General features: G+C 54.5%; 22 protein-coding genes. 18 read left to right on the top strand and 4 right to left on the bottom strand.

Annotated elements, in window-relative coordinates; all coding sequences use genetic code 11:
- Window positions 1-25: 25 nt before the first annotated feature.
- Together D3P09_RS14625 and D3P09_RS14620 are read left to right on the top strand one after the other, a co-directional pair.
- A complete protein-coding gene (locus tag D3P09_RS14625) occupies window positions 26-589 on the top strand; it encodes a general stress protein (protein WP_120111371.1) in 564 nt (187 codons plus the stop codon).
- A gap of 12 nt (window positions 590-601) precedes the next feature.
- Window positions 602-1,441 (top strand): MBL fold metallo-hydrolase, encoded by an 840-nt coding sequence (locus tag D3P09_RS14620; protein ID WP_120111369.1) that lies wholly within the window; start codon window positions 602-604, stop codon window positions 1,439-1,441.
- A 40-nt stretch (window positions 1,442-1,481) separates the two neighbouring features.
- Here D3P09_RS14620 and D3P09_RS14615 read toward each other — a convergent pair whose 3' ends face one another.
- Window positions 1,482-2,267, bottom strand: a complete 786-nt coding sequence (locus D3P09_RS14615) for a DUF2935 domain-containing protein (protein ID WP_120111366.1) — start codon at window positions 2,265-2,267, stop codon at window positions 1,482-1,484.
- A gap of 182 nt (window positions 2,268-2,449) precedes the next feature.
- On the opposite strand from D3P09_RS14615, the gene D3P09_RS14610 reads away from it, so the two are divergent.
- Window positions 2,450-3,691, top strand: a complete 1,242-nt coding sequence (locus tag D3P09_RS14610; protein WP_243644193.1) for an MFS transporter — start codon at window positions 2,450-2,452, stop codon at window positions 3,689-3,691.
- Window positions 3,692-3,747: 56 nt separating this feature from the next.
- On the opposite strand, the gene D3P09_RS14605 is transcribed toward D3P09_RS14610, so the two are convergent.
- Both D3P09_RS14605 and D3P09_RS14600 read right to left on the bottom strand, forming a co-directional pair.
- A complete protein-coding gene (locus D3P09_RS14605; RefSeq protein ID WP_120111363.1) occupies window positions 3,748-4,968 on the bottom strand; it encodes an NAD(P)/FAD-dependent oxidoreductase in 1,221 nt (406 codons plus the stop codon).
- 52 nt (window positions 4,969-5,020) lie between these two features.
- Window positions 5,021-5,896 carry an AraC family transcriptional regulator gene (locus D3P09_RS14600; RefSeq protein WP_120111360.1) on the bottom strand — a complete coding sequence of 292 codons (876 nt, stop codon included), beginning with the start codon at window positions 5,894-5,896 and terminating at the stop codon, window positions 5,021-5,023.
- 193 nt (window positions 5,897-6,089) lie between these two features.
- Here D3P09_RS14600 and D3P09_RS14595 point away from each other — a divergent pair, with 193 nt between their 5' ends.
- The 4 genes from D3P09_RS14595 to D3P09_RS14580 all read left to right on the top strand — a co-directional run bounded on the left by D3P09_RS14595 (window position 6,090) and on the right by D3P09_RS14580 (window position 10,526).
- Window positions 6,090-7,265, top strand: coding sequence for a galactokinase (locus D3P09_RS14595; RefSeq protein ID WP_120111357.1), 1,176 nt, complete (start codon window positions 6,090-6,092; stop codon window positions 7,263-7,265).
- Between the two features lie 36 nt (window positions 7,266-7,301).
- Window positions 7,302-8,288 carry a UDP-glucose 4-epimerase GalE gene (gene galE, locus D3P09_RS14590; RefSeq protein ID WP_120111355.1) on the top strand — a complete coding sequence of 329 codons (987 nt, stop codon included), beginning with the start codon at window positions 7,302-7,304 and terminating at the stop codon, window positions 8,286-8,288.
- 40 nt (window positions 8,289-8,328) lie between these two features.
- Window positions 8,329-9,918, top strand: coding sequence for a UDP-glucose--hexose-1-phosphate uridylyltransferase (locus tag D3P09_RS14585; RefSeq protein WP_120111353.1), 1,590 nt, complete (start codon window positions 8,329-8,331; stop codon window positions 9,916-9,918).
- A 149-nt stretch (window positions 9,919-10,067) separates the two neighbouring features.
- Window positions 10,068-10,526: a hypothetical protein gene (locus D3P09_RS14580; protein WP_120111350.1), complete on the top strand. Its 459-nt coding sequence runs from the start codon at window positions 10,068-10,070 to the stop codon at window positions 10,524-10,526.
- Between the two features lie 121 nt (window positions 10,527-10,647).
- Here D3P09_RS14580 and D3P09_RS14575 read toward each other — a convergent pair whose 3' ends face one another.
- Window positions 10,648-10,875 (bottom strand): DUF1128 domain-containing protein, encoded by a 228-nt coding sequence (locus D3P09_RS14575; RefSeq protein ID WP_120111347.1) that lies wholly within the window; start codon window positions 10,873-10,875, stop codon window positions 10,648-10,650.
- Window positions 10,876-11,016: 141 nt separating this feature from the next.
- Here D3P09_RS14575 and yyaC point away from each other — a divergent pair, with 141 nt between their 5' ends.
- The 11 genes from yyaC (at window position 11,017) to tsaD (ending at window position 21,544) form a co-directional block, all read left to right on the top strand.
- Complete coding sequence (gene yyaC / locus D3P09_RS14570) at window positions 11,017-11,631, top strand: spore protease YyaC (protein ID WP_243644191.1); 615 nt, start codon at window positions 11,017-11,019, stop codon at window positions 11,629-11,631.
- Between the two features lie 32 nt (window positions 11,632-11,663).
- Complete coding sequence (locus tag D3P09_RS14565; RefSeq protein ID WP_120111344.1) at window positions 11,664-12,512, top strand: alpha/beta fold hydrolase; 849 nt, start codon at window positions 11,664-11,666, stop codon at window positions 12,510-12,512.
- A 38-nt stretch (window positions 12,513-12,550) separates the two neighbouring features.
- Complete coding sequence (locus D3P09_RS14560; protein ID WP_120111341.1) at window positions 12,551-13,204, top strand: DUF6483 family protein; 654 nt, start codon at window positions 12,551-12,553, stop codon at window positions 13,202-13,204.
- 26 nt (window positions 13,205-13,230) lie between these two features.
- Window positions 13,231-14,412, top strand: coding sequence for a class I SAM-dependent methyltransferase (locus D3P09_RS14555; RefSeq protein WP_120111339.1), 1,182 nt, complete (start codon window positions 13,231-13,233; stop codon window positions 14,410-14,412).
- Window positions 14,413-14,515: 103 nt separating this feature from the next.
- Window positions 14,516-16,195 (top strand): histidine kinase N-terminal 7TM domain-containing diguanylate cyclase, encoded by a 1,680-nt coding sequence (locus D3P09_RS14550; protein ID WP_243644253.1) that lies wholly within the window; start codon window positions 14,516-14,518, stop codon window positions 16,193-16,195.
- Between the two features lie 171 nt (window positions 16,196-16,366).
- A complete protein-coding gene (locus D3P09_RS14545; RefSeq protein WP_120111333.1) occupies window positions 16,367-17,449 on the top strand; it encodes an HD-GYP domain-containing protein in 1,083 nt (360 codons plus the stop codon).
- Between the two features lie 155 nt (window positions 17,450-17,604).
- Complete coding sequence (thiL, locus tag D3P09_RS14540; protein WP_120111330.1) at window positions 17,605-18,690, top strand: thiamine-phosphate kinase; 1,086 nt, start codon at window positions 17,605-17,607, stop codon at window positions 18,688-18,690.
- Between the two features lie 13 nt (window positions 18,691-18,703).
- A complete protein-coding gene (gene tsaE, locus D3P09_RS14535) occupies window positions 18,704-19,192 on the top strand; it encodes a tRNA (adenosine(37)-N6)-threonylcarbamoyltransferase complex ATPase subunit type 1 TsaE (protein WP_120112464.1) in 489 nt (162 codons plus the stop codon).
- Window positions 19,192-20,001: a tRNA (adenosine(37)-N6)-threonylcarbamoyltransferase complex dimerization subunit type 1 TsaB gene (gene tsaB, locus D3P09_RS14530; protein ID WP_120111327.1), complete on the top strand. Its 810-nt coding sequence runs from the start codon at window positions 19,192-19,194 to the stop codon at window positions 19,999-20,001. Before tsaE ends, tsaB begins: the two co-directional genes overlap by 1 nt.
- Complete coding sequence (rimI, locus tag D3P09_RS14525; protein WP_120111325.1) at window positions 19,998-20,492, top strand: ribosomal protein S18-alanine N-acetyltransferase; 495 nt, start codon at window positions 19,998-20,000, stop codon at window positions 20,490-20,492. The genes tsaB and rimI overlap by 4 nt, the downstream gene beginning before the upstream one ends.
- Window positions 20,489-21,544, top strand: a complete 1,056-nt coding sequence (gene tsaD / locus D3P09_RS14520; protein WP_424452441.1) for a tRNA (adenosine(37)-N6)-threonylcarbamoyltransferase complex transferase subunit TsaD — start codon at window positions 20,489-20,491, stop codon at window positions 21,542-21,544. The genes rimI and tsaD overlap by 4 nt, the downstream gene beginning before the upstream one ends.
- Window positions 21,545-21,554 lie beyond the last annotated feature (10 nt).

The following is a 21,554-nucleotide window of genomic DNA, read 5'->3' as shown; positions in this document are numbered from 1 at the left end:
TAAGGAAGGGAAGCGAACCATCAATATGGCCAAAAAAATCGGATTATTTGAAAGGCAGCAGGATGTTATTACGGCAATCGAGGAGCTTGAGCAGGCGGGATTTACGCCGGGAGAGATGCTTATTCTGACGAAGGATTGGGAGCACTCCAGACGAATCGAGACGGAGACCGACACTCATGTAGAGGAAATGCGCGAGCTGGAGGAGACAGGCACAAGGGGAGGAGAGCTTAGCTATATGGGCTTGGTCATTAATCCTAGCAACGGCTATCCCAATGTGGCGGGCGGGTATGGCATGACTTCATTTCTGGATTCGGCGGGAGGCGGATGGAACGGCAACTACTCGACGGGCGCGCCGCTTGGCTTCATCGACAACAGCAGCACCCGCGCATACCAGGCGCTTGGACTGGACAGCAAGGAATCGAAGCTATGCTCGGAGGCCGTAAGAAGCGGCGCGATCGCCTTTATTGTAGAAACCGATGAAAGCAAGTCGCTTCTCGACAAGGACGGCGGACCGGATCTCTCCAAGCTAGGCATTGCGGAAGCGGCCTTCCGCCGCTGCGGCGCGTATCGTATTGCCGATGGAAGTTAGGAGGAGGAACGAATGGAAGAGAAGCAGCATGACCATTTATCCTATGGAAGCGACTATCATTATCTTCCAGTAACTTCGCTGGAGAGCGGGGACATTCATGAAGTGGCTTCGGATGTTGCGGGATATACGGTTCAGATCGTCAATATATGCTTTGTCGGCATGCCTGGGCAGGAAGGGTGGGTATTGGTCGATGCGGGTATGCCCGGCTCTGCCGATGCGATCATTGAGGCAGCAGAGCGGCGATTCGGAAGCGGGAAGAAGCCGGCGGCCATTGTCCTGACGCACGGTCACTTCGACCATGTCGGCGCTATTGTGGAGCTTATCAGGCATTGGAATGTGCCAGTGTACGCTCATCTTGCGGAGATGCCTTACCTGACCGGACAAGAGAGCTATCCAGAGCCGGACCCAAGTGTCGATAGCGGCCTTGTTGCCAAGATGTCTCCCTTGTTCCCCGTCCGGCCGATTCAATTGGGGGAATATATCCATACGCTGCCCGAGGATGGAAGCATCCCTTATCTGCCCCATTGGAAGTGGCTGCATACACCCGGTCATACAGGGGGCCATATCTCATTATTCCGTGAGCGTGACCGTGTTTTGATAGCCGGAGATGCTTTTGTTACAGTCAAGCAAGAGTCGCTGTACAAGGTGTTCACGCAAGAGCGGGAGATGAACGGGCCGCCCAAATATTTGACGACCGATTGGGAGGCGGCCAGGCAATCGGTTCGCAAGCTGGAAGCGTTAAAGCCGCGCGCCGTCATAACGGGTCATGGCATGCCAATGCAGGATGAAGAGCTTGAGAAGCAATTAGCGACGCTCGCCGAGCATTTCAATGAAATGGCAATGCCGCATTAAGCCGATGCCTCATTGAAGTCGGGCTTGTGAAGGCCCCCTGTTATATTCTGGGCTCCGCCGGGTCGCAATCAGGTTTGGCGATATCGCCGCTTTGGGACAGCTTGAGCAAATAATAACATTCTTCCCGGTACATGTGATTGGGCATAAGCGGATCGATACGGCTGAGCAGCTCTTCGCTTAGCTCCAGCTCTTCGAGCTCCTTCAGGAACGACATGAATATCTTCATCTCCAAATTAACGTCGTTATGGAATTTGCCTAATACGGGATAACGGTCTCTCATGGTACGGAAGTAGCCTACCAGTTCAATGGATTTTATATAGAACTGGGTAAAGTGCTTTTCGAATTTTCGGCTTTTTTTGATCAGGCGCTTTTCGACCGAATCCAGATCCATGGCGATGGAGGCGGCATGCCCGGAAGCATCCTGAAGCCAGAGCAGGTCATGGTGAAGCGAAGGGAACTGGGGAACTCCTTTTCCCTCCAGCAAGGAAGCCAGGATACGCTGATACTCCTCCAGCTCATTGACCATATGATTCAGGAATGTAGGAGTAAAGCCGATTTTCACTTTCCCGCGCAGCGTGCGGTCAAGCAGATCCAGCTTGAAGGCGCGAAGCTGTCCGGTCAAGGTATTGGCCGCCGCATTCAGCTCGGCAAGAGCAATGGATTGCTCCCTTGCTTGATTCAGCAGCTGATCATAGTGATGAATAAATTGCGAGGCGGTCTGAATATCTTTTAATTCCACGGGCGACAGCGCGTTGTAAATAAATCTGGAATGATCCCCTAATATTTGCAGCCAGAAGCGGTGCTCGAACCAAGCTTGTTCATCCATATGTACGATCCCTCCCTACAATAGCCTATGGGGTGGAATCCCTGTCTTATTCATATTCTGACAGCAGGGATGCGGAATATATTTGGTCTAACCGTACAAATTAATCGGGAGAGAATAGGCGAGTCTGCGGTGCAGCGTCGGTGGTTTATTGTTGTTATCACATTATAGAATGGGGAATAAGCGTGAGCGATAAGAAAAAATGGGATTTGGCGGCGTTAGCCTCTATCCCCCTCATCATGACGCTTGCCAATTCCATGTTGATCCCTGTTCTGCCCTTGATGCAGAAAAAGCTGAACATTTCTCCCGTCCAATCCAGCCTGATTATTACGGTATACGCCGCGGTCTCCATTATCTGCATCCCGATTGCGGGTTATCTGTCGGATCGTTTCGGCAGAAAACTCATTATTCTTATCGGATTAATAATTGCAGCTATTGGAGGCATTATTTCAGGACTAGGCGCCTGGCTATTACAGGATCAAGCCGCTTATTACGTTATTTTAGGCGGACGGCTTGTACAAGGCATGGGAGCAGCAGGCGCATTTCCGATTGTGCTCCCTTTGGTTGGAGATATGTTCCGAAGCCAGCAGCAGATCAGCAGCGGACTCGGCATGATCGAGACGTCTAATACATTTGGCAAGGTACTTAGCCCGATACTCGGCTCTGCTCTGGCGCTGATCATCTGGTTTATGCCGCTTGCTGTCATTCCTTTATTTTCGGCGATATCAATCTTTGCTGTGGCTTACTTCGTAAAAGTGCCAAAACCGAAGAAGCAGAAGAAGGAAGCCCCAAGGGGCTTGAAGGACTTCATAAGCAATACAAAGGAAATACTGGGCCAGAATCGTTGGCTTTACGCTATCTTCGCGATTGGCGGTATTTTGATGTTTGTGATGTTCGCCTTCCTTTATTATTTATCTTCCGTACTGGAGGATCATTATCATATCGACGGGCTCTGGAAGGGCCTTATCCTTGCGATTCCGCTATGCGCTATCTGCTTGTCTTCATTCATTGCCGGCAAAGTTGTTGGCGAGAGCAAGCCTAAGATGAAATGGTTCTCCGTTGTCGGGGCGGCACTGCTCACAGCGGCTATGCTGATATGCGGACTCGTGAATACAAAGAGTATCGTATTTCTAATCTCCGTCATGTTTGCAGGCGGCGTTGGGATAGGATTATCGCTGCCTTGCCTGGATGCGCTTATTACGGAAGGCGTGGAGAAGGAGCAGCGGGGGACAATCACGTCATTGTACAGCAGTATGAGGTTTATTGGTGTAGCCGTAGGGCCGTTAACGGCGTCTGCGCTTCTAAATCATGAAGAATGGCTGTTTTATTCCTTGGCGGGAGTAGCGTTATTATGCTGTGTCGTTGCCTTGTTCGGCATGAAGCCGGGCAAAGGCAAAGGGAAGAGGAAGAAGGCGGCTGCCGCATAATGATCTTATATCATAAAAGCTGCCTCATCGGGATGATGCCGATGAGGCAGCTTGATTTAGGTTCGTATGCTGATAAAGGGCAGTGGGTGAGCCGAGTAATCGCCAAGCACTAGTCCCAGTATCGTCCTCGCCCCAATCATAGAATAGACGGTTCCGTTCCCGCCATATCCCAGATTGTAATAAACCCCGGGCAGTGCAGGATCTTCTCCGATAAAGGGGAGATTGTCCTGCGATTCTCCGAAGGTGGCGTTCCATACATATTCAATGTCCAGCGGCCATTCAGGGAATAAGGATTGAATTCGATTCAATAGCTGCAAGCTTCTTTTTCTCAAGACTTCTTCGCTATGGACGGGCTGCTCGATTTGCTCGTCCAGACCGCCTGCTATAATGCGTCCATCCCCAGTCAACCGCATATAGAGGTAGGGTCTGGCTGTCTCCCAGATAAGCCAATGCTGATGCCATTGCTTCAAGTACGGTTCTGGGACGGGGGAAGTAGCGATAGAGTAAGAACGGTTCATAATAGCTTTTACCAGCTTGCCTCGAAGCTCTTCCGGCTCGTAGCCGATAGCAAATACAACGTAATTCGCTTCAATCGTATGGCCGCCCGATGTGTGAAGTCTGTGTCGGCCGCCATCAAGTCTCTCATGACGGACAATATCGGTGTGTTCATATAGACGTGCGCCTTTCCCGGATGCCGCATCGGCAAGCGCGTTTACGAATTGGAATGGATTCACCTCTGCGTCTCCATGCGTAATAATCGCTCCCGGCTTCCGGAATGGAAAGTGCTTTGAGATCTCATCGGCTGACCAGTATTCTACTGGCAAACCAGCTTCGCTTAGCGCCTCGAATTCTTTCTTAAGCTTGGGCAGCTCTTGTTCCGTAGATGCAAAGTACAGGCTGCTTCTTCTCTTGAAGCCGACATTCTCAGGCAAGGCCGAGGCAGTCTGCTCCAATTCATCTATCGCCTGCAGGCATCTTCTATAGAAGATTTGCGCATTGGATTGGCCGATCTGGCCGATCAGGTCGCATAACATCACGTCGTTGCTGTACTGCAATATGCCCGTGTTCGCCGACGTGCTCCCTCCGGCAATTTCCCCGCGCTCGACAAGCACGGTATCCAATCCCGCTGAGATGAAGGCGTGGGCGCAATTCACGCCGGACATGCCCCCGCCTATGACGGCTACTGTGGCTGATGTCGATTCCCGGAGCGCGGGATAAGATCTTGATTCCGGCCGTGTTGTCGGCCAATAGAGTTGTCCTGAGTGAAGCTCCTTCATAGATACACCCTTCCCTTGAAAGCTCTATCTGTAGTATATCCATCGCCGGTTCTCACGTATCCGCCAGCTGCCCTCGTATATCCTGTCTATAAGCCATTGGGGACAGTCCGTGCTGCTTCTTGAATTGCTTGGAGAAATACAGCGCATCTTGTATGCCGACAGACGCGGCGACTTGCCCTACGGTTAGTTCTGGCTGCTCGCGAAGCATGAGCTTAGCCCGGTCGAGCCTGAGCCTGAGCAGGAATGTTACCGGCGATAAGCCGGTCTTCTTCTTGAAGACACGCGACAGGTAAGCTCTGTTATAACCAAGCGAATCGGCCATCGCTCCTATGGATACAGGATGCGTATATTGGGCGGACAAGAAGCGCACAACCCGCTGATACAGCTGATCGCCGTGGTTGTCCTCTTCCCCCGGCTGACGGTTGGACGCGAGGGAGGCCTTACGGTATGCCGCCATAAGAATCTGGAGATATCCGGCAGCTTCCATTGCGGCGGCAGCGCCATCGCCGCTTAGAGCAAGGTAAACGCTGCGGTACAAAATAGCTGCACGGCGGAGGTCGGATAGGCGAATAGGCTGCCCCTTCCCGGCGTCGAAGCCGGCTAATGCCGCGAGGTCGTCCGCCTGCGTTCCTTTGAAAGCAATCCATCGGTAACGCCACGGATCGGCCGCATCGGATTCATAGCGAATGAGCTGGCCCGGCTTGATAAGGAATGTATGTCCGGCTTCCAGCTTGAAGCTTGCGCCCTCCAGCTCGAACGTGCCCCGTCCCGATAAGACTAGATGCATAAGGTAGAAGTCGTAGACCTTCGGCCCAAGAAGATGGCTTGGAGCGGTCTGGCTCTCACCGGAGAACAAGACGCGCAGGGCCGTATCCTCGTCAGTCTCAATGGCCGGGTTCGATGCGACGCGATAGGTTTCCGGCTTCATAAGCATTACCCCTTTCCGTGACTCTGTAATCCGAAGCTTGTGCGACCATCTTATCATGCATGAATAGGCTGCGAAAAGTCACATAAATCCATATGATGTAACCATTCCGCCATTTCCCTTCCAGCCCTCATCCACTATACTAAGGCTAAAGAGACCAGAGTTTAATTCCATCAGCAAAGGAACGTGAAGGCGAATGGCTAATATAGAAGCTCTAAAAACTCAATTCATCGAACACTTTGGCGGACAGCCGTCGGATATTGAAGTCTATCATGCGCCCGGAAGAGTTAATCTGATCGGCGAGCATACGGACTACAATGGAGGTTATGTATTCCCTGCGGCGCTTACCTTCGGCACAACATTGCTGATCCGGAGAAGAAAGGACCGGAGCCTGGGATTGGCTTCGACCAACTTTCAGCTGTCGAAGCTGTTGTCCATCGACTCCGTGGCGTATGACCGCGAGGACGACTGGATGAACTACCCGAAAGGCATTGTCCATGAGCTTCTGAGCCAAGGCATTGCGTTCACTCAAGGCTATGATCTGCTCTATCATGGCGAAATTCCGAATGGAGCGGGCTTGTCCTCATCTGCGTCGATTGAAGTGGTGACGGCCTATGCATTGCTGTCTATGGAGGGCTTGCCTCTGGATAAAACAAAAATTGCATTATTGTCCCAAAAATCGGAGAATGAGTTCAACGGCGTCAAATGCGGCATTATGGACCAGTTCGCTGTCGCGAATGGATTGCGCGATCATGCGATGCTGCTCATGTGCGATACGTTGAAAGTTGAACAGGTTCCGTTCCGCACAGGAGATTACCGCCTGATTATATCCAATACCAACAAGCGTAGAGGCCTTGCGGATTCCAAATACAACGAACGGCGCTCCGAATGCGATCGCGCAGTCGAAGAGCTTCGCGCCGAGTATGCAAGCCTTGAGCTGCTGGGCCAGCTAAGCGCGGAGCAATTCCATAACAGCAAGCATCTCATAAAAGACGAGACGGTCAGAAGGCGCGCACAGCATGTGGTGGAAGAGAATGAGCGCGTGCTGCAATCGGTGAAGGCGCTTAGCGAGGGAGATCTGGAGCGATTCGGAGAACTGATGTATGCCTCTCATCAATCGCTGCGCGACTTGTACGAAGTAACCGGCCCCGAGCTGGATGCGCTGGTAGATGCCGCCCGCGAAGTGCCGGGCGTGGCAGGCTCGCGCATGACTGGAGCAGGCTTCGGCGGCTGCACAGTCTCGCTTGTTCATGAGGAAAGCGTGGCTCTGTTCCAGGAAGAGGTCGGGCGCCAGTATACAGGGGCTACCGGACTTAAGGCAGACTTCTATGTATGCAGCATCGGCAACGGCGTCGAACGGCTGGAAGCGTAATCTGCTTGCCGCCAATATGAACGAGGAGATGGTGAAATGGCAGTATTAGTAACGGGCGGAGCAGGCTATATCGGCTCCCATGCGGTAGCGGCGCTGGTTGAGCGCGGCGAGGAAATCGTTGTGCTGGATAACTTGCAGCAGGGTCACAAGGAAGCATTGCTTGGCGGCAAGCTCTATGTCGGCGACTTGCGCGATGCCGACGTGCTGGACCGGGTATTCACAGAGAACGAGATTGATGCGGTCATTCACTTTGCCGCGAACTCTCTTGTCGGCGAAAGCATGAAGCAGCCGGGCAAATATTATCACAACAATGTATACGGAACCCTGTGCCTGCTTGAGAAGATGAATGAATACGAGGTTCAAAAAATTGTCTTCTCATCGACTGCAGCGACATACGGCGAGCCGGAGAATGTCCCAATCGACGAGTATGACCGGACATTGCCTACTAATGCTTACGGCGAGACCAAGCTGGCGATGGAGAAGATGATGAGATGGTTCGATACGGCCCATGGCATCAAATTCATATCCCTGCGCTACTTCAATGCAGCAGGAGCCCATGAGAGCGGCAAGATCGGGGAGGACCACCGGCCGGAGACGCATCTGGTGCCGATCGTACTGGAGGCGGCGCTTGGCAAGCGTCCTCATATCTCCGTATTCGGCGATGACTACGATACGCCGGACGGCACCTGCATCCGCGATTATATTCACGTCAGCGATCTGGCAGACGCGCATGTGCTGGCAGTCGACCGCCTGCGCTCCGGCGCTGACAGCGCGATCTACAATTTGGGCAACGGCCAGGGCTTCTCTGTCAAAGAAGTCATCGAGCATGCCCGGGCTGTAACCGGCAAGGAGATTCCGGCGGTGATCGAGCCGCGCCGCGCAGGCGATCCTGCCGTGCTGATCGCATCTTCCCAGCGTGCGCGCACGGAGCTGGGATGGGAGCCGCGCCGCAGCGAGCTAAAGCATATTATCACAAGCGCATGGAACTGGCATGTATCGCGCCCGAACGGTTACGAGGGCTAGTGGGCATCAACCCGCACATGCGCGAGAGGAGCTGGACAGCATGAGTATCGCTACGCAAGCGTTGCCTTCCTCTGAAGAAGCGCTGCTGCTGATCGAACGTTTATTGGCATTCGCGCAGCGGCAGGAGCTGCTTCATGAGCTGGATCTGACTTATGGGCGCAATGCCCTGCTCGATCTATTCGGATTTACGGAGCCTTATGGCGGAGCGGTCCCGGAGGGAGCTGTGGAGAATGCCTCCGAGCTGCTGGAGCCGCTGCTGGATTACGGCTGCTCGATCGGCCTTGTGCCGGATAGCACAATGACGCAACGGGATTTGCTGGATGCCCGGATCATGGGGCTGCTGATGCCAAGGCCTTCCGAAGCGGCCGCGCGTTTCCGCGAGCGGGCGGAGCGGGAAGGGCTGGCAAGCGCGACGGACGCCTTCTACCGGATGAGCATCGCGGGCAATTATATACGCATGGACCGAATCGCAAGCAATCTGTACTGGCGTCATGATACCTCCTACGGCAGTCTGGAGATGACCATCAACTTGTCCAAGCCGGAGAAGGATCCGCAAGAAATCGCGAAGCTGAGAACGATGCCGCAAGGGCGATATCCGCGATGCCTCCTATGTGCTGACAACGTAGGCTATGCCGGGAGGCTCGATCATCCGGCCAGACAGAACCTGAGAGTGCTCCCGCTTAGACTTGGGGGCGAAGACTGGTATTTTCAATATTCGCCTTATGTGTATTACAACGAGCATAGCATCGTGCTGAAAGCGGCGCATGAGCCGATGTCGATTTCCCAGGGCACGTTTGTGAGGCTGCTTGATTTTGTCGAGCAGTTCCCGCATTACTTTATCGGCTCCAATGCGGACCTGCCTATTGTAGGCGGCTCCATTCTGAGCCATGACCACTTCCAGGCCGGGCGTCATGTATTCCCGATGGAGACGGCGAAGGTTGAGGCGAGCTTTACGGATGCCGCTTGCCCTGGCGTCACAATGGGGATCGTGGAGTGGCCGATGTCGGTCATCCGGCTGAACGGAGCGTCGCGGGATGCGGTGCTGGCTGCAGCGGGACGGATTCTTGACGCATGGCGAGGCTACAGCGATGAAGCTGCCGAAGTTCTGGCATGGACGGAACATGCCGGCGGACAGCGTGAGCCTCATAATACGATTACGCCAATCGCGCGCCTGCGGGATAACGGCGACTACGAGCTGGACCTCGTGCTGCGCAACAACCGGACCAGCAGCGAGCATCCGGACGGCATCTTCCACCCTCATCAGAATTTGCATCATATCAAGAAAGAGAATATAGGACTGATAGAAGTGATGGGGCTGGCGGTGCTTCCGGGCAGGCTGAGCGAGGAGCTGCGGAGCTTGTCCCTGTATCTGACGGCGGATGCGGGTGAGGATATCGGACTGCTGGAGCGGGACGAGCATCCGCTGCACAAGCATGCAGAGTGGCTGTTGGAGCTGGCGGAGAAGTACGGCACGGCGAATTCGGAGGCGGAGGCATGGGCAATCATGCAGCGGGAAACCGGCGAGCGGTTCCTTGAGGTGCTGACGGATGCTGGCGTATTCAAGCGTACAAAGCAGGGCCAAGAAGCCTTCCATCGGTTCCTTGCGTCGGCAGGAACAAGTCCAAAATGAATAGCGAACCTTCCTGAAAATCGGCGATGCGATGAACGGGAAGGTTCTTTGTTGTGTTTTTTGAATGATTATGGTATTTTTTATATAATAAATATTGTTTTTAGAATTAATAATTTTTAATGATGATAGATCATAATGGAGGGATAGTAATGCCAGAAAAAATGCTGCCGCTCGACGAATTTTTGCAGCTCAGCTCAGATGAGCAGGTGGAGAAACTAAAGCGATGGAAGATGGACTATACGCTTAAAGATATTCGGGAGGCTTGGAACTTCAAGCATTCTGCGCAATATTACATGCTGCTGAAGAAGCTGAGAATCTACGAACGTGTTGTGAACAAATCGGACAAGTTCTACCCTGCGCAAGAAAACCTGAACCAACGGCAAGGCCATGCCGATGATCGCGGCTGGCGCGGCGGCAGTTATGGCGCGAAGCTTCCTTCCGACTCGTTCGGCTATCAGCTCAACACGACGCTTGCAGGACCTGAGCTGGCCGATAAGCTGGAGAGATTGGCGCATTTCCTGAAGGGCGAGCACAAGGAGATCTCCATTAAGCTGTCTATTGAAGCGGTGGATGCGGAGCAAAGCGAAGATTCGGATACGCAGGAGTAACGGAATTGGATAAGAAGAGAACCGGAATCGTCTTGAACGATCCCGGTTCTTTTTTGTCGAATAATGATAATTAATGGTTCTTAATGGCAGAATAAACGATATATGCAAGTCTATCGATTTATTATTTTTTGCGGAGCTTGCCAAGCTCTGATACCAATGCTTCGACTTCACTGATGCTGAATCTATCTTTGCCGTTGACGATATCATACAGATCCTTAATATCCTCGTATTGGTCTACGCTAAAGTTGGATGCCTGCATGGCCGCGCCAGACGCCATTCTTAGCTTGGTTTTGATCGCTTCGATCATGATCTCAACGTTTTCTTGAGTCTGCTGATCCATATTGCTCATAGGGATACGCCCCTTTCCTTGGGAGTTGGCTTCCGTCATTGTATCACGACTCGGGAGGCGATCGCCACAAATTGAAGACAAGGGCAATTTTCGGTACAATAAACGGGATTGGGAAAGAGTGCGGAAACGGGTGAAGAGCAATTGCGGATAACAGAGCAGTCTATAGGACAAGGCGAAGCGAAAGGTCCAAGGGCCAGAGTGAGAGGCAGGGAAGCGGTGGCCGAGCTTCCGGCAGTAAGGGATGCCGGGGAATTGGCCGAGTTTCTGGATAGGATTGCAGAGAAGGAGCCTGACCGTGAGCGCATTATGTTCATTTGTATCGGGACCGACCGTTCTACGGGAGATGCCTTCGGACCGCTGCTGGGCTCGCTGTTGAAGGAGCAAGGCTGGAAGCATGTTATTGGCACGCTGGAGGAGCCTTGCGATGCTCACGCAGTGGAAGGGGCTGTTCGAGAGGCCATAGCGCTGCAAGGCAGCGGCCGGCTGACGATTGTTGCCGTGGATGCTTGTCTTGGCAAGCCGCAATCGGTAGGAGGCTTTATTGCCTGGGAAGGACCGCTGCAGCCTGGCGCGGCGACTGGAGGAAGAAGATTGCCTGCCGTGGGCGATTACAGCATTGCCGGAGTCGTCAACCAGAACGGCGTAAAGGCGTACGGGATGCTGCAGACAACATCGCTGCATTTGGTCATGGGCATGGCGAAGCAAGCGGCAGCGGCGATCAGGGGAGCATGGTTGGCCGAAGCGCAAAACGGGTAGTGGAATTCAAACTGACAAGGAGGCATGAAGTGATGGAACAACATTCAAAATCGGACGGAAGCAAACTATCAATAGCAGAGGATACTATTGCTGCAGGGAACGGGGCCAAGCTGGCTTATTATGATTCCAAGGAATCGCATGGACTGGATACGGCGTTAGTGCTGCTGCACGGCTACTGCGGCAGCTCTGCCTACTGGACGAAGATTGTAGACGAGCTGGCGGCGTCTATCCGGGTTGTAGCGCCCGACGCGAGAGGCCATGGGAGAAGCTCTGCTCCCGGCGACGAGGTGTACGGCATGGAGCTGTTCGCTGATGATCTGGCTGGCCTGCTGGATGCATTGTCCATTCGCCAAGCGATCGTGCTGGGCCATTCTCTGGGCGGGTATATTACGCTGGCATTCGCGGAGCGCTATCCGGACAGGCTGTCTGCATTTGGGCTGGTTCACTCCACGCCGCTGCCGGACAGCGAGGCAGCTCGCGCCAATCGGGACAAGGCAGCTGCCGCGATTCAAGAGAACGGCGTCGCTGCGTTCGTCGACGGGCTCATTCCGAAGCTGTTCGCCAAGGACCGTCTGGAGGGCATGGGGCCTGAGGTAGCTTGGTGCAAGGAGATCGGTGAGATTACGGCGCAGCATGGCGCCATCGCGACGGCCAAGGGAATGAAGGAAAGAGCGGATCGCAGCGAGGTTATTCGCGGCTCCAATCTTCCGGTGCTGCTCGTGGCAGGCGCTGGGGACGGAGTCATTCCGGTGGAGAGCACTTTTACTGCTGTGAATGAAGAGACAAGAAAGGTTGAACTGGAGCAGGCGGGACATATGAGCATGATGGAGTGCGCGCCGCAGCTTGCGGAAGAGATTGCTTCTTTCGTAAGGTCGATTTAGGCGGTTGGGAATGAGGAAGGGCGAGGGGGACGCGGGCGATGTTCCAGCGGGATTATTTCATGAGAATGATCAGCCAGATGACAGAGGCGCTTGGGCAAGTGCTTGGCCTCCGCAAGCAGATGAAGCAGGAGGAAGCGCTGCTTGTGCTGGACGATCTGCTGGATAAGCATTTTCGGCTAAGCAGCAAGCTGATCCGGTCATTGTCCGATGAGGATCTGATCAAGGTGATGACGACGAATGGCCTGGTCGATACCGACCATCTGCAGGCGATTGCGGTAATCATGAAGCAAGAGGGGCTGCTTCAAGGCGAGCTTGGGCGTGAGACGGAGTGCTACGGCATGTATGTCCGTTCGCTCCGGCTCTTCATCCGGCTGTCTCTCATGGGGGCGGAGCCGACGATCGTAGAGCCGAGAGAGCAGATCCATGAGCTGCTTGGCCTGCTTAGCGCTTATGAGCTGCCTGATTCAGCCAAGCGGCTGCTGATGGAGTGGCATGAGGCGGAAGGGCGTTACGATCAAACCGAAAATATCATGTATGAGCTGCTTGAATCAGGCGGGCTGTCCGCGGAGGAAGCGGAGGGGATTTATCACCGCTTGCTGGCGCATAGTGATGAAGCGCTGGAGGCGGGAGGCCTTCCAAGAGAAGAGATCCGCCAAGGCATAGCCGATCTGGAATCGGCAGTGAAAGCATAAGGCAACGAGGGAGTGACCAGTCAAGCATGACGGAACAATGGCAACAGGATATCGAGAGCTGGGTGCGTAACGGGCAGCTGCTGCAAGCGACGCTTAGCTCGCCTCGCGGCGGCGGGGAGACGACGGCTCCGCGCACAATTGTGCGCCCGGTGAAGCTGAAGGAGGGACTGCGTTATCAATTCGAGTCCCACTTTGCAAATAAAGTGCTGCACCACAACTTGGATGAAGATGAGACAATCGCGCGATTGCTGGAGATTGTGGGGCCGCTGTACCGGCAGGGCTTGCTGAAGACGCCGGATACGGACGTTCAGCTGCTGTTCAGCAAGAAGGGCAAGGCTACGGTACGCAAGGCGGCGGTGAGCGGCAGGGAGAAGTCCGCGCCGCAGGAGCATAACCGGAAGAAGCAGCGCATCCTGGAAGAGGGCAAGCCGGCTCCGTTCCTGGTGGAGCTGGGCATCATGACGGAGGATGGCCGCGTTCATGCGAAGAAGCAGGACAAGTACCGCCAGATCAACCGGTTCCTGGAGATGGTGACCGATGTGCTGGACGCGCTTCCGCGGGACCGCCAGCTGAAGATCGTTGATTTCGGCTGCGGCAAGTCCTATCTGACGTTCGCCCTGTATCATCTGCTTGCTGTCGAGCAGGGACGCGATATCTCCGTCATCGGTCTGGATTTGAAGAAGGACGTAATCGCCTTCTGTTCCGGTCTGGCAGAGAAGCTGGGGTATGACAAGCTGCAATTCCTCGTGGGAGATATTGCGGAGTATGAAGATCTGGAAGCGGCCGATATGGTCGTGACCCTCCATGCTTGCGACACGGCTACGGACGCCGCTTTGGCCAAAGCGGTAGGCTGGGGAGCCTCCGTTATTATGTCGGTGCCTTGCTGCCAGCATGAGCTGTTCCGGCAAGTAGAGAACGATGTTATGGCACCGCTGCTGTCACAGGGTCTGCTGAAGGAGAGATTCGCTGCTCTCGCCACCGATGCCGTCAGGGGGAATCTGCTGGAGGTGCTGGGCTACAGGGTGAATATGCTGGAATTCGTAGATCCGGAGCATACGCCGAAGAACCTGCTCATCCGTGCGGTTGCAGCTCCGCACAAAGAACTATCTCTCGCCAAGTGGAAGCAATATGAAAGCTTCAGAGACTTTCTGCATCTATCTCCAGCACTAGAGCGCATGCTGTCCGATCGCTGGCCGGGCTCGGAATAGGAATTCGTAAAAACTACGAAATAGCCAATTGTCGATAGGATTAACATTTGCTACAATGGAAGAAGATGGCTACCAAATGAATGGGTGAACCGTATTGGAATGGATGATTTGGCTAGACTTTAGTACGTTTGTGGTGCTGCTGGGCTTATTTTTGTATTTATTCTCCTCAAGCTCAGTTACGGTTCTGCACCGAATCTACCTCTTCTTGCATATCGTCTTCATGCTGTGGCCCCTGTTTCAGTTCGCCTCGCAGACGACGACCGTGGTTAGTTATAGGCTTTTTTACCTATCAGCATCGTACATAGGCCTTTCGTTGCTAGGCATTGGCTGGTTTGCATTTATTCTCTTTTTGACAGGACAGTACTACATCATTCGGAAGAGTCGCTTACTTCTGCTATCGATACCGGCACTTGTGTCGGTTATTGTCGTTATATGGAATCCTGACGGCGGGTTTCTTGATATTAACCAATCCGTGGAACCGCTTAAACAGCTTCAGCACGGCTCGCTGTATTGGGTCATGATTATCCAGCTTGTGCTGTATTTATCGGTATCTCTCGTCATCCTACTATATAAGGTGGGCAGGAAAGACGACTCCATCCGGCAGCGGAAGATGGTCAGAACCGCACTCAATAGCGTATTTGTTCTCTCGTTCTTCTCCATAACCGACTTCTTCGTCAATGTGGCTTATATCGAATATTTTGCCCGGTATATCCCGCTTATTTCGGTGGGGATGACGGTAACGGCAATCTATATTGTCCATGCCATCAGCCGGAACAAGGTGTTCGATATTATTCAGATCGTCCAGAAGGATGTCATGAACACGATGTCGATGGGCATTATTGTGATGGACGAGAACGACACGATTATTGAGGTTAACAAGGTCATCAAGCCCATTCTGCGGATTCGGATCGGAGACAGCTTCAATCCCGACGTGCTGGCTGCCCAGTTCAAGAGCGACACCGCAAGGCAGCTGCATGCCTTCTTCGAGGCACAGCGGAAGCGGCCGATGGAGCGGCTGGAGATCGAGCTGTTCCTTGATATGAACCATATCCGCCACGTCATTGTCCAGTCGGCGCCGATTCTCAATCAGAAGAAGCGGATTGTGGGGCGTGTGCTGACCTTCCACGATGTGACGGAGCTGCGTATGCTGGTCGAGGAGACCAATACTCAGAACGAGCTGCTTCAAGAGAGGAACCGCGAACTGCTTATTATGCAGGACGAGCTGTATCAAGCGAACCGGAAGCTGGAGCATATGGCGATTACGGACGGGCTTACCGGCTGCTACAACCGCAGATATTTGCTGCAGCAGCTTGAAGGCGAGATCGTCAACAATATCCGCTATGGCATTCCGTTTTCGATTTTCATATTCGATCTGGATTATTTCAAGACGATCAATGACCAGTACGGCCATTTGATCGGCGATGAGGTGCTGTGCAGCACAGTCGACGCGGTGCGCAGCGCCTTGCGCCTGACCGATGTGCTTGCAAGGTTCGGCGGCGAGGAATTTACAGTCTATCTTCCGCACACGAATCGGGAGCAAGCGGATCTTATTGCCGAGCAGGTGAAGTCCGCTGTTGAGCAAAATTTGGTGCCGACAGGCATCGGCGACGGATCGATCGCCGTAACGATCAGCATGGGCGTTATCTCAATCGAGCAGTTCAATTCGGCAGATCTGGACAATCCGAAGGCCTTCCTTCGCGAGCTAATGGCTCAAGCCGATGCCGCCTTATACGAGGCGAAGTACAATGGGCGCAACCGTATTGTGAAGCGCAAGCTAGCCTAAAGTCCCGGCGCGTTGTCTGGGATTTTTTGCGTACGGCAGCTGCGGTCGGGTGAGGCAAGTTTCCATTTTGTAGTTACCTGCTCCTTACATAGTAAGAAGGATCACAGTCTGTTAAGATAGTTTTATCTGGCTGCAAGTGCAAAGTTTTGTTTAAAGGCGGGAACAAGTCTAATGAGAAAAGTGCAACTTGGAATGGTCAAGCCTGGTGACAAGGTTGCAAAATCCGTTTTTCAAGATAACGGCAACGTTCTTCTTGGGGAAGGCGTCCAGTTGAACGAGCGTTATATTCAGCGGTTGGAAAACTTGGGCATCGATTTTTTGTATATCGAAGACGGGAACACGACCGACATCGTACCTGAGGATACGATCAGAGACGAGACGCGTTCGAATGCAGTCAATGTCATATATAAGACGATGAATTCCTTCAAGGAAGAAATCGTGACGAGAAACCGGACGATCGCTCCGGATATGGGGCGCAACTTCCGCGCCGTATTCGGCAGCATCATGCAGGACCTCGCTACACGGCCGAATATGCTGGTGAATCTGACAAGCATCCATTCCAGGGATGCGTATCTGTTCCAGCACTCCTTCAACGTGGCAGTGCTCGCCGGCATTATGGGAATTGCAAAGGGATTCAACCGGAATCAGCTGGAAGAGCTTGGCATCGGCGCGCTGCTCTTCGATATCGGGATGACGAAGATGCCGCAAACCCTGCTGACGCACACAGGCCGTTACTCAACCGATGATCTGAAAATTCTTCATACCCATCCGATGGAAGGGTTCGATATTTTACGGAAATATCACGACATCTCCATTGTGTCTGCGCATTGCGCCCTTCAGCATCATGAGCGGTATAACGGCTCCGGCTACCCCCGCGGACTTAAGAAGGACGAAATTCATATCTATGCGCAAATCGTCGGACTGGCGGATACTTACGATGCGCTTGTATCTCCTAGGCCGCACAGGAAACGCTACACGACAAGCGAAGCGATCGAGTTTCTGTTCGCCGCAGGCGGAACCTTCTTCGACCTGGAGCTGATCAAGCTGTTCTGCAGCCATATCTCGGTCTATCCGGTGGCGACGACGCTGATGCTGAGCACGGGGCAAGAGGTGGTCGTCTCGCACAACAACGAGTTGGCAGTGCATCGTCCGCGCGTTCGCGTCATTAAGGAACCGGACGGCAAGCCGCCGGCATCTCCATACGAGATTGAACTGAAGGATACCCCGCATATCACGATTATAAAAGAACTGTAGATCAATCGAGCCTTTCTTGTTCCGGCACATGGGCAGCCGCTACAAGAAAGGCTCGATTGCCGCTTAAGCTTGCATGGCCTTTGATTCTAGTGGCGATTAAGGTAAAATGATGAGAAATAGAGCAGGAAAGCGCCATAGAAGGGGATTGGACGCAGGTGGAAGAGTTCGCACGCATACGATATTGGACCTTGGAGCGCCAATCGGCCGAATGGCAGCTCCAGCGCGGTGTCGCGCTCGGCATCGGCGACGATGCGGCTGTGCTGGACTTCAGCTCCGCAAAGGACGGCATTCCGGGAGAGAGAAGGCAATTGCTCGCGGCCGATACGATGGTGGAGCAGATTCACTTTGCCGAGCATACGATGGCGGACGAGCATATCGGCCACAAGGCGCTGGCGGCCAACGTCAGCGACATTGCGGCGATGGGCGGCGTGCCGCTGCATGCGGTCGTCTCGGTGTGCGTGCCGCCATCCTGGGGACCGGATCGCATGAAGCGAATTTATGACGGGCTGTATGCCTGTGCCGAGCAATACGGTGTAGCGATTGTAGGCGGAGATACGACCTCGTCGCCGTCTCATCTGGTCATCTCGGTAGCGTTGACAGGGGCGGTAGAGGCCGGCAAGGAAATGGTGCGGTCAGGGGCGAAGCCCGGCGATGCCGTCTTCGTGACGGGGCCGGTCGGGATGTCGGCAGCCGGCTTGCACCTGCTGCAAGCGGCGGCCGGCAAAGCGGATCGCCCGGGGGCAGATGACCCGGCTTACCGGTCTCTGCTTGCAGCCCATCAGCAGCCCGCGCCATCGGTATTAGCAGGGAGGCTGCTGCTTCGCTCCGGAATATGCCATTCGCTCAACGATGTGAGCGACGGTCTGGCGAGCGAGGCCTGGGAGCTTGCGGAAGCTTCGGGCTTGCGTATCGTGCTGGACGAGCGTTCCCTGCCGAGAAGCGGAAGCATGAGCGCTTATGCTTCGAGAGCCGGAGCGAATCCGCTTGATTGGATGCTGTACGGCGGAGAGGATTACGTGCTTGTCGGCACAATCGATGGCGGGGGCGCGGCTGCTGTGAAGGCGGAATTCGAGCGGCATGGACTGCCCTTCTATGTGATTGGCAGGACGGAAGCGGGAAGTCCGGGAGTGGAGCTGATTCCGCTTCCTCGCGGATGGGACGGCAGCGGAGACGGGGCAGCGAATGAGACGCTTGCCAGATTGCCGCTGCCCAAGAGAGGATTTAATCATTTTGGAACATGAACGGGTGGTTAACATGGAGCAACGAACAACCTTTGCCGAATGGCGGATCGGCAGCTTGCAGGAAACGGCGCAGCTTGCCGCCTTACTGGCAAGCAAGGCGGGACCTGGTACGGTCATTGCGCTTGACGGCGATCTGGGCGCAGGCAAAACGACGTTCTCCCAGGCCTTTGCCGCTGCAATTGGCGTGCCGGGAATTGTGAACAGTCCGACCTTTACGATTATTAAAGAATATGAAGGCAGTTCTATGCCTTTTTATCATATGGACGTATACCGGATTTCGCTTGAGGAAGCGGATGAGCTGGGATTGGACGATTACTTCTTCGGCTCCGGCGTGACGCTGGTCGAGTGGGCGAGCCTGATTGGGGAGCTGCTGCCAGCAAGCCGGCTGGAGCTGTATATCGAGCATGCGGGCGGAGAAGAACGGATTATCCGCGCGAAGGGGATTGGAGAGCCGTACGCCGCTTGGTGCGATGAACGGGACAAGATGGGAGCGACGACTTAATGGAACAGACTATACGCGGAACATTCCTTGCGCTGGACACTTCGACGGCGGCCATGGCGGCTGCCATTACCCGGAATGGCGAGGTGCTGACGGAAATAGAATCGCTTGCGGAGCGCAACCATTCCGTCCATGTCATTACGCATTTGAAGGATATGCTTAGGGATACTTGCATGGGGGCAGAGCATCTGGATGCGATTGTAGTCGGCAGCGGACCCGGTTCCTATACGGGGATGCGGATTGCGGTATCAGCGGCGAAGACGCTGGCGTGGGCATGGGAGAAGCCGCTTATCGGCGTGTCCAGCCTGGAGGCGATTGCATTTGGCGCGCTGCATGCCGGTCTCGATATGCGGTATGGCGAAGCGCTTCCGGCAGGGACGACGGGCAAGCACTGGCTGCTTCCGATTATGGATGCGCGCCGCGGGCAGGTATACAGCGCGGGCTTTGCGATGGATGCGCAGGGAGGCTGGAGCCGCTGGCTGAATGATGGCGTCAGGATGATGAAGGATTGGGGAGATGAGATTGCGGCGGCAGCGGAGGCGGAAGAAGGCCCGCTGACCATCTGGCTGACAGGCGATTTGTCGCTGCACGGCGATTCCGCCGTTTCCTTGCAGGAGCGTTGCTCGGCAGCGGGCATCGAGGTGCGGCTGCTCACCCATGTACTTAAGGGAAGCGCGCTTGCTTATCTAGGAGCTAAGCGTTACGACAGCGGAGAACGGGATCATGTGCATGGCTTCACGCCGAACTATACGCAGCTGACGGAAGCAGAAGTGAAGTGGAAGGCGAAGGAAGCGGAAGAGGCGAAGCGATGAGCATGGATACGGACAAGCTGCTGTACCGCTCAATGGAGATGGGCGATATTCCGGCTATTATCGCTATTGAACAGGAGGCCTTCACCAGTCCTTGGACGGAAGATGCCTTCATCAACGAGCTGACCAACAATATGTTCGCCAAATATCTGGTTATGGAATATCGAGGCGAGCTGCTTGGCTATGGAGGCATGTGGATCATTATGGACGAGGCGCATGTGACGAACATTGCAGTGCGCTCCGACCTGCGAGGCAAGGGGCTCGGGCACTTGCTGCTGGAGCAGCTTCAGCGGCAGGCAGTATCTTATGGAGCGGCTCGCATGACGCTGGAGGTGCGGGTGTCCAATGAGACAGCCCAGCATTTGTACCGCAAATTCGGGTTCCAGCCTGCGGGCATTCGCCCCCGGTATTATTCCGATAATGACGAGGACGCGCTTATTATGTGGGCGGAGCTTGATGCGGACCGGCTTAAGACGGGAGAGAGATGGAATTGAATATACAGCAAGATAATCTATACGGCGACAGTCTGATCCTTGCGATCGAGACGAGCTGCGACGAGACATCAGCATCGGTCATACGGGGCGGCAAACATATTCTGTCCAATATCGTCTCCAGCCAAATTGATGTGCATGAACGATTCGGCGGAGTCGTGCCGGAGATTGCGTCCCGCAAGCATGTCGAGACGATTACAATCATTATGGAGCAGGCGGTGCGAGAGTCCGGCCATAAGCTGGGCGATTTGACGGCGATAGCAGTGACGCAAGGCCCGGGGCTGGTCGGCGCGCTGCTCGTCGGAATTGTGGCGGCGAAGAGCTTGGCGCTGGCGCTGGATATTCCGCTGATCGGCACGCATCATATCGCGGGGCATATCTATGCCAATGCGCTTGTGCATGAGCTGGAATATCCATGCATGGCATTGGTTGTTTCGGGAGGCCACACGGAGCTGGTGCTGCTGGAGAGCGAAGGGGAATTCCGGGTGATTGGCCGGACGCGAGACGATGCGGTAGGTGAAGCTTACGACAAAGTGGCCCGCGCGCTCAAGCTGCCTTATCCGGGCGGACCGCATATCGACAGGCTTGCGGGCGAAGCATCCGAAGCGATCACGCTGCCGAGGGCTTGGCTGGAGGCGGACAGCTATGACTTCAGCTTCAGCGGGCTCAAGTCAGCAGTGCTGGCGGTCATTAATCAAGCCCGCATGAAGGGCCAGGAGTTGGACGAGGGGGCACTTGCAAGGGGGTTCCAGGAATCCGTCATAGATGTGCTGGTGACAAAGGCGCTTCGGGCAGTTGCCCAGTACGAAACGAAGCAATTGCTCCTGTGCGGAGGCGTAGCCGCCAATCGCGGACTGCGGACGGAGCTTTCCGAACGGTGCGGGGAAGCGGGCATTCAGCTGCTGATTCCGCCTAACTCGCTATGCACAGATAATGCCGCCATGATTGGGGCTGCCGCCTATTTGAAGCTGACTAGAGGACAATTCACCGAGCTGGATATGAAGGCTGACCCTGGTCTCTCGCTTGAAGAGTGGTCGGTGTCCAGGGGCGTATAATCATTTTTTT

Source organism: Paenibacillus pinisoli (assembly GCF_003605435.1).
GTDB lineage: Bacteria > Bacillota > Bacilli > Paenibacillales > Paenibacillaceae > Pristimantibacillus > Pristimantibacillus pinisoli.
The sequence above is the reverse complement of the archived record's forward strand: the minus strand, read 5'-3'. Positions and strand labels throughout refer to the sequence as shown.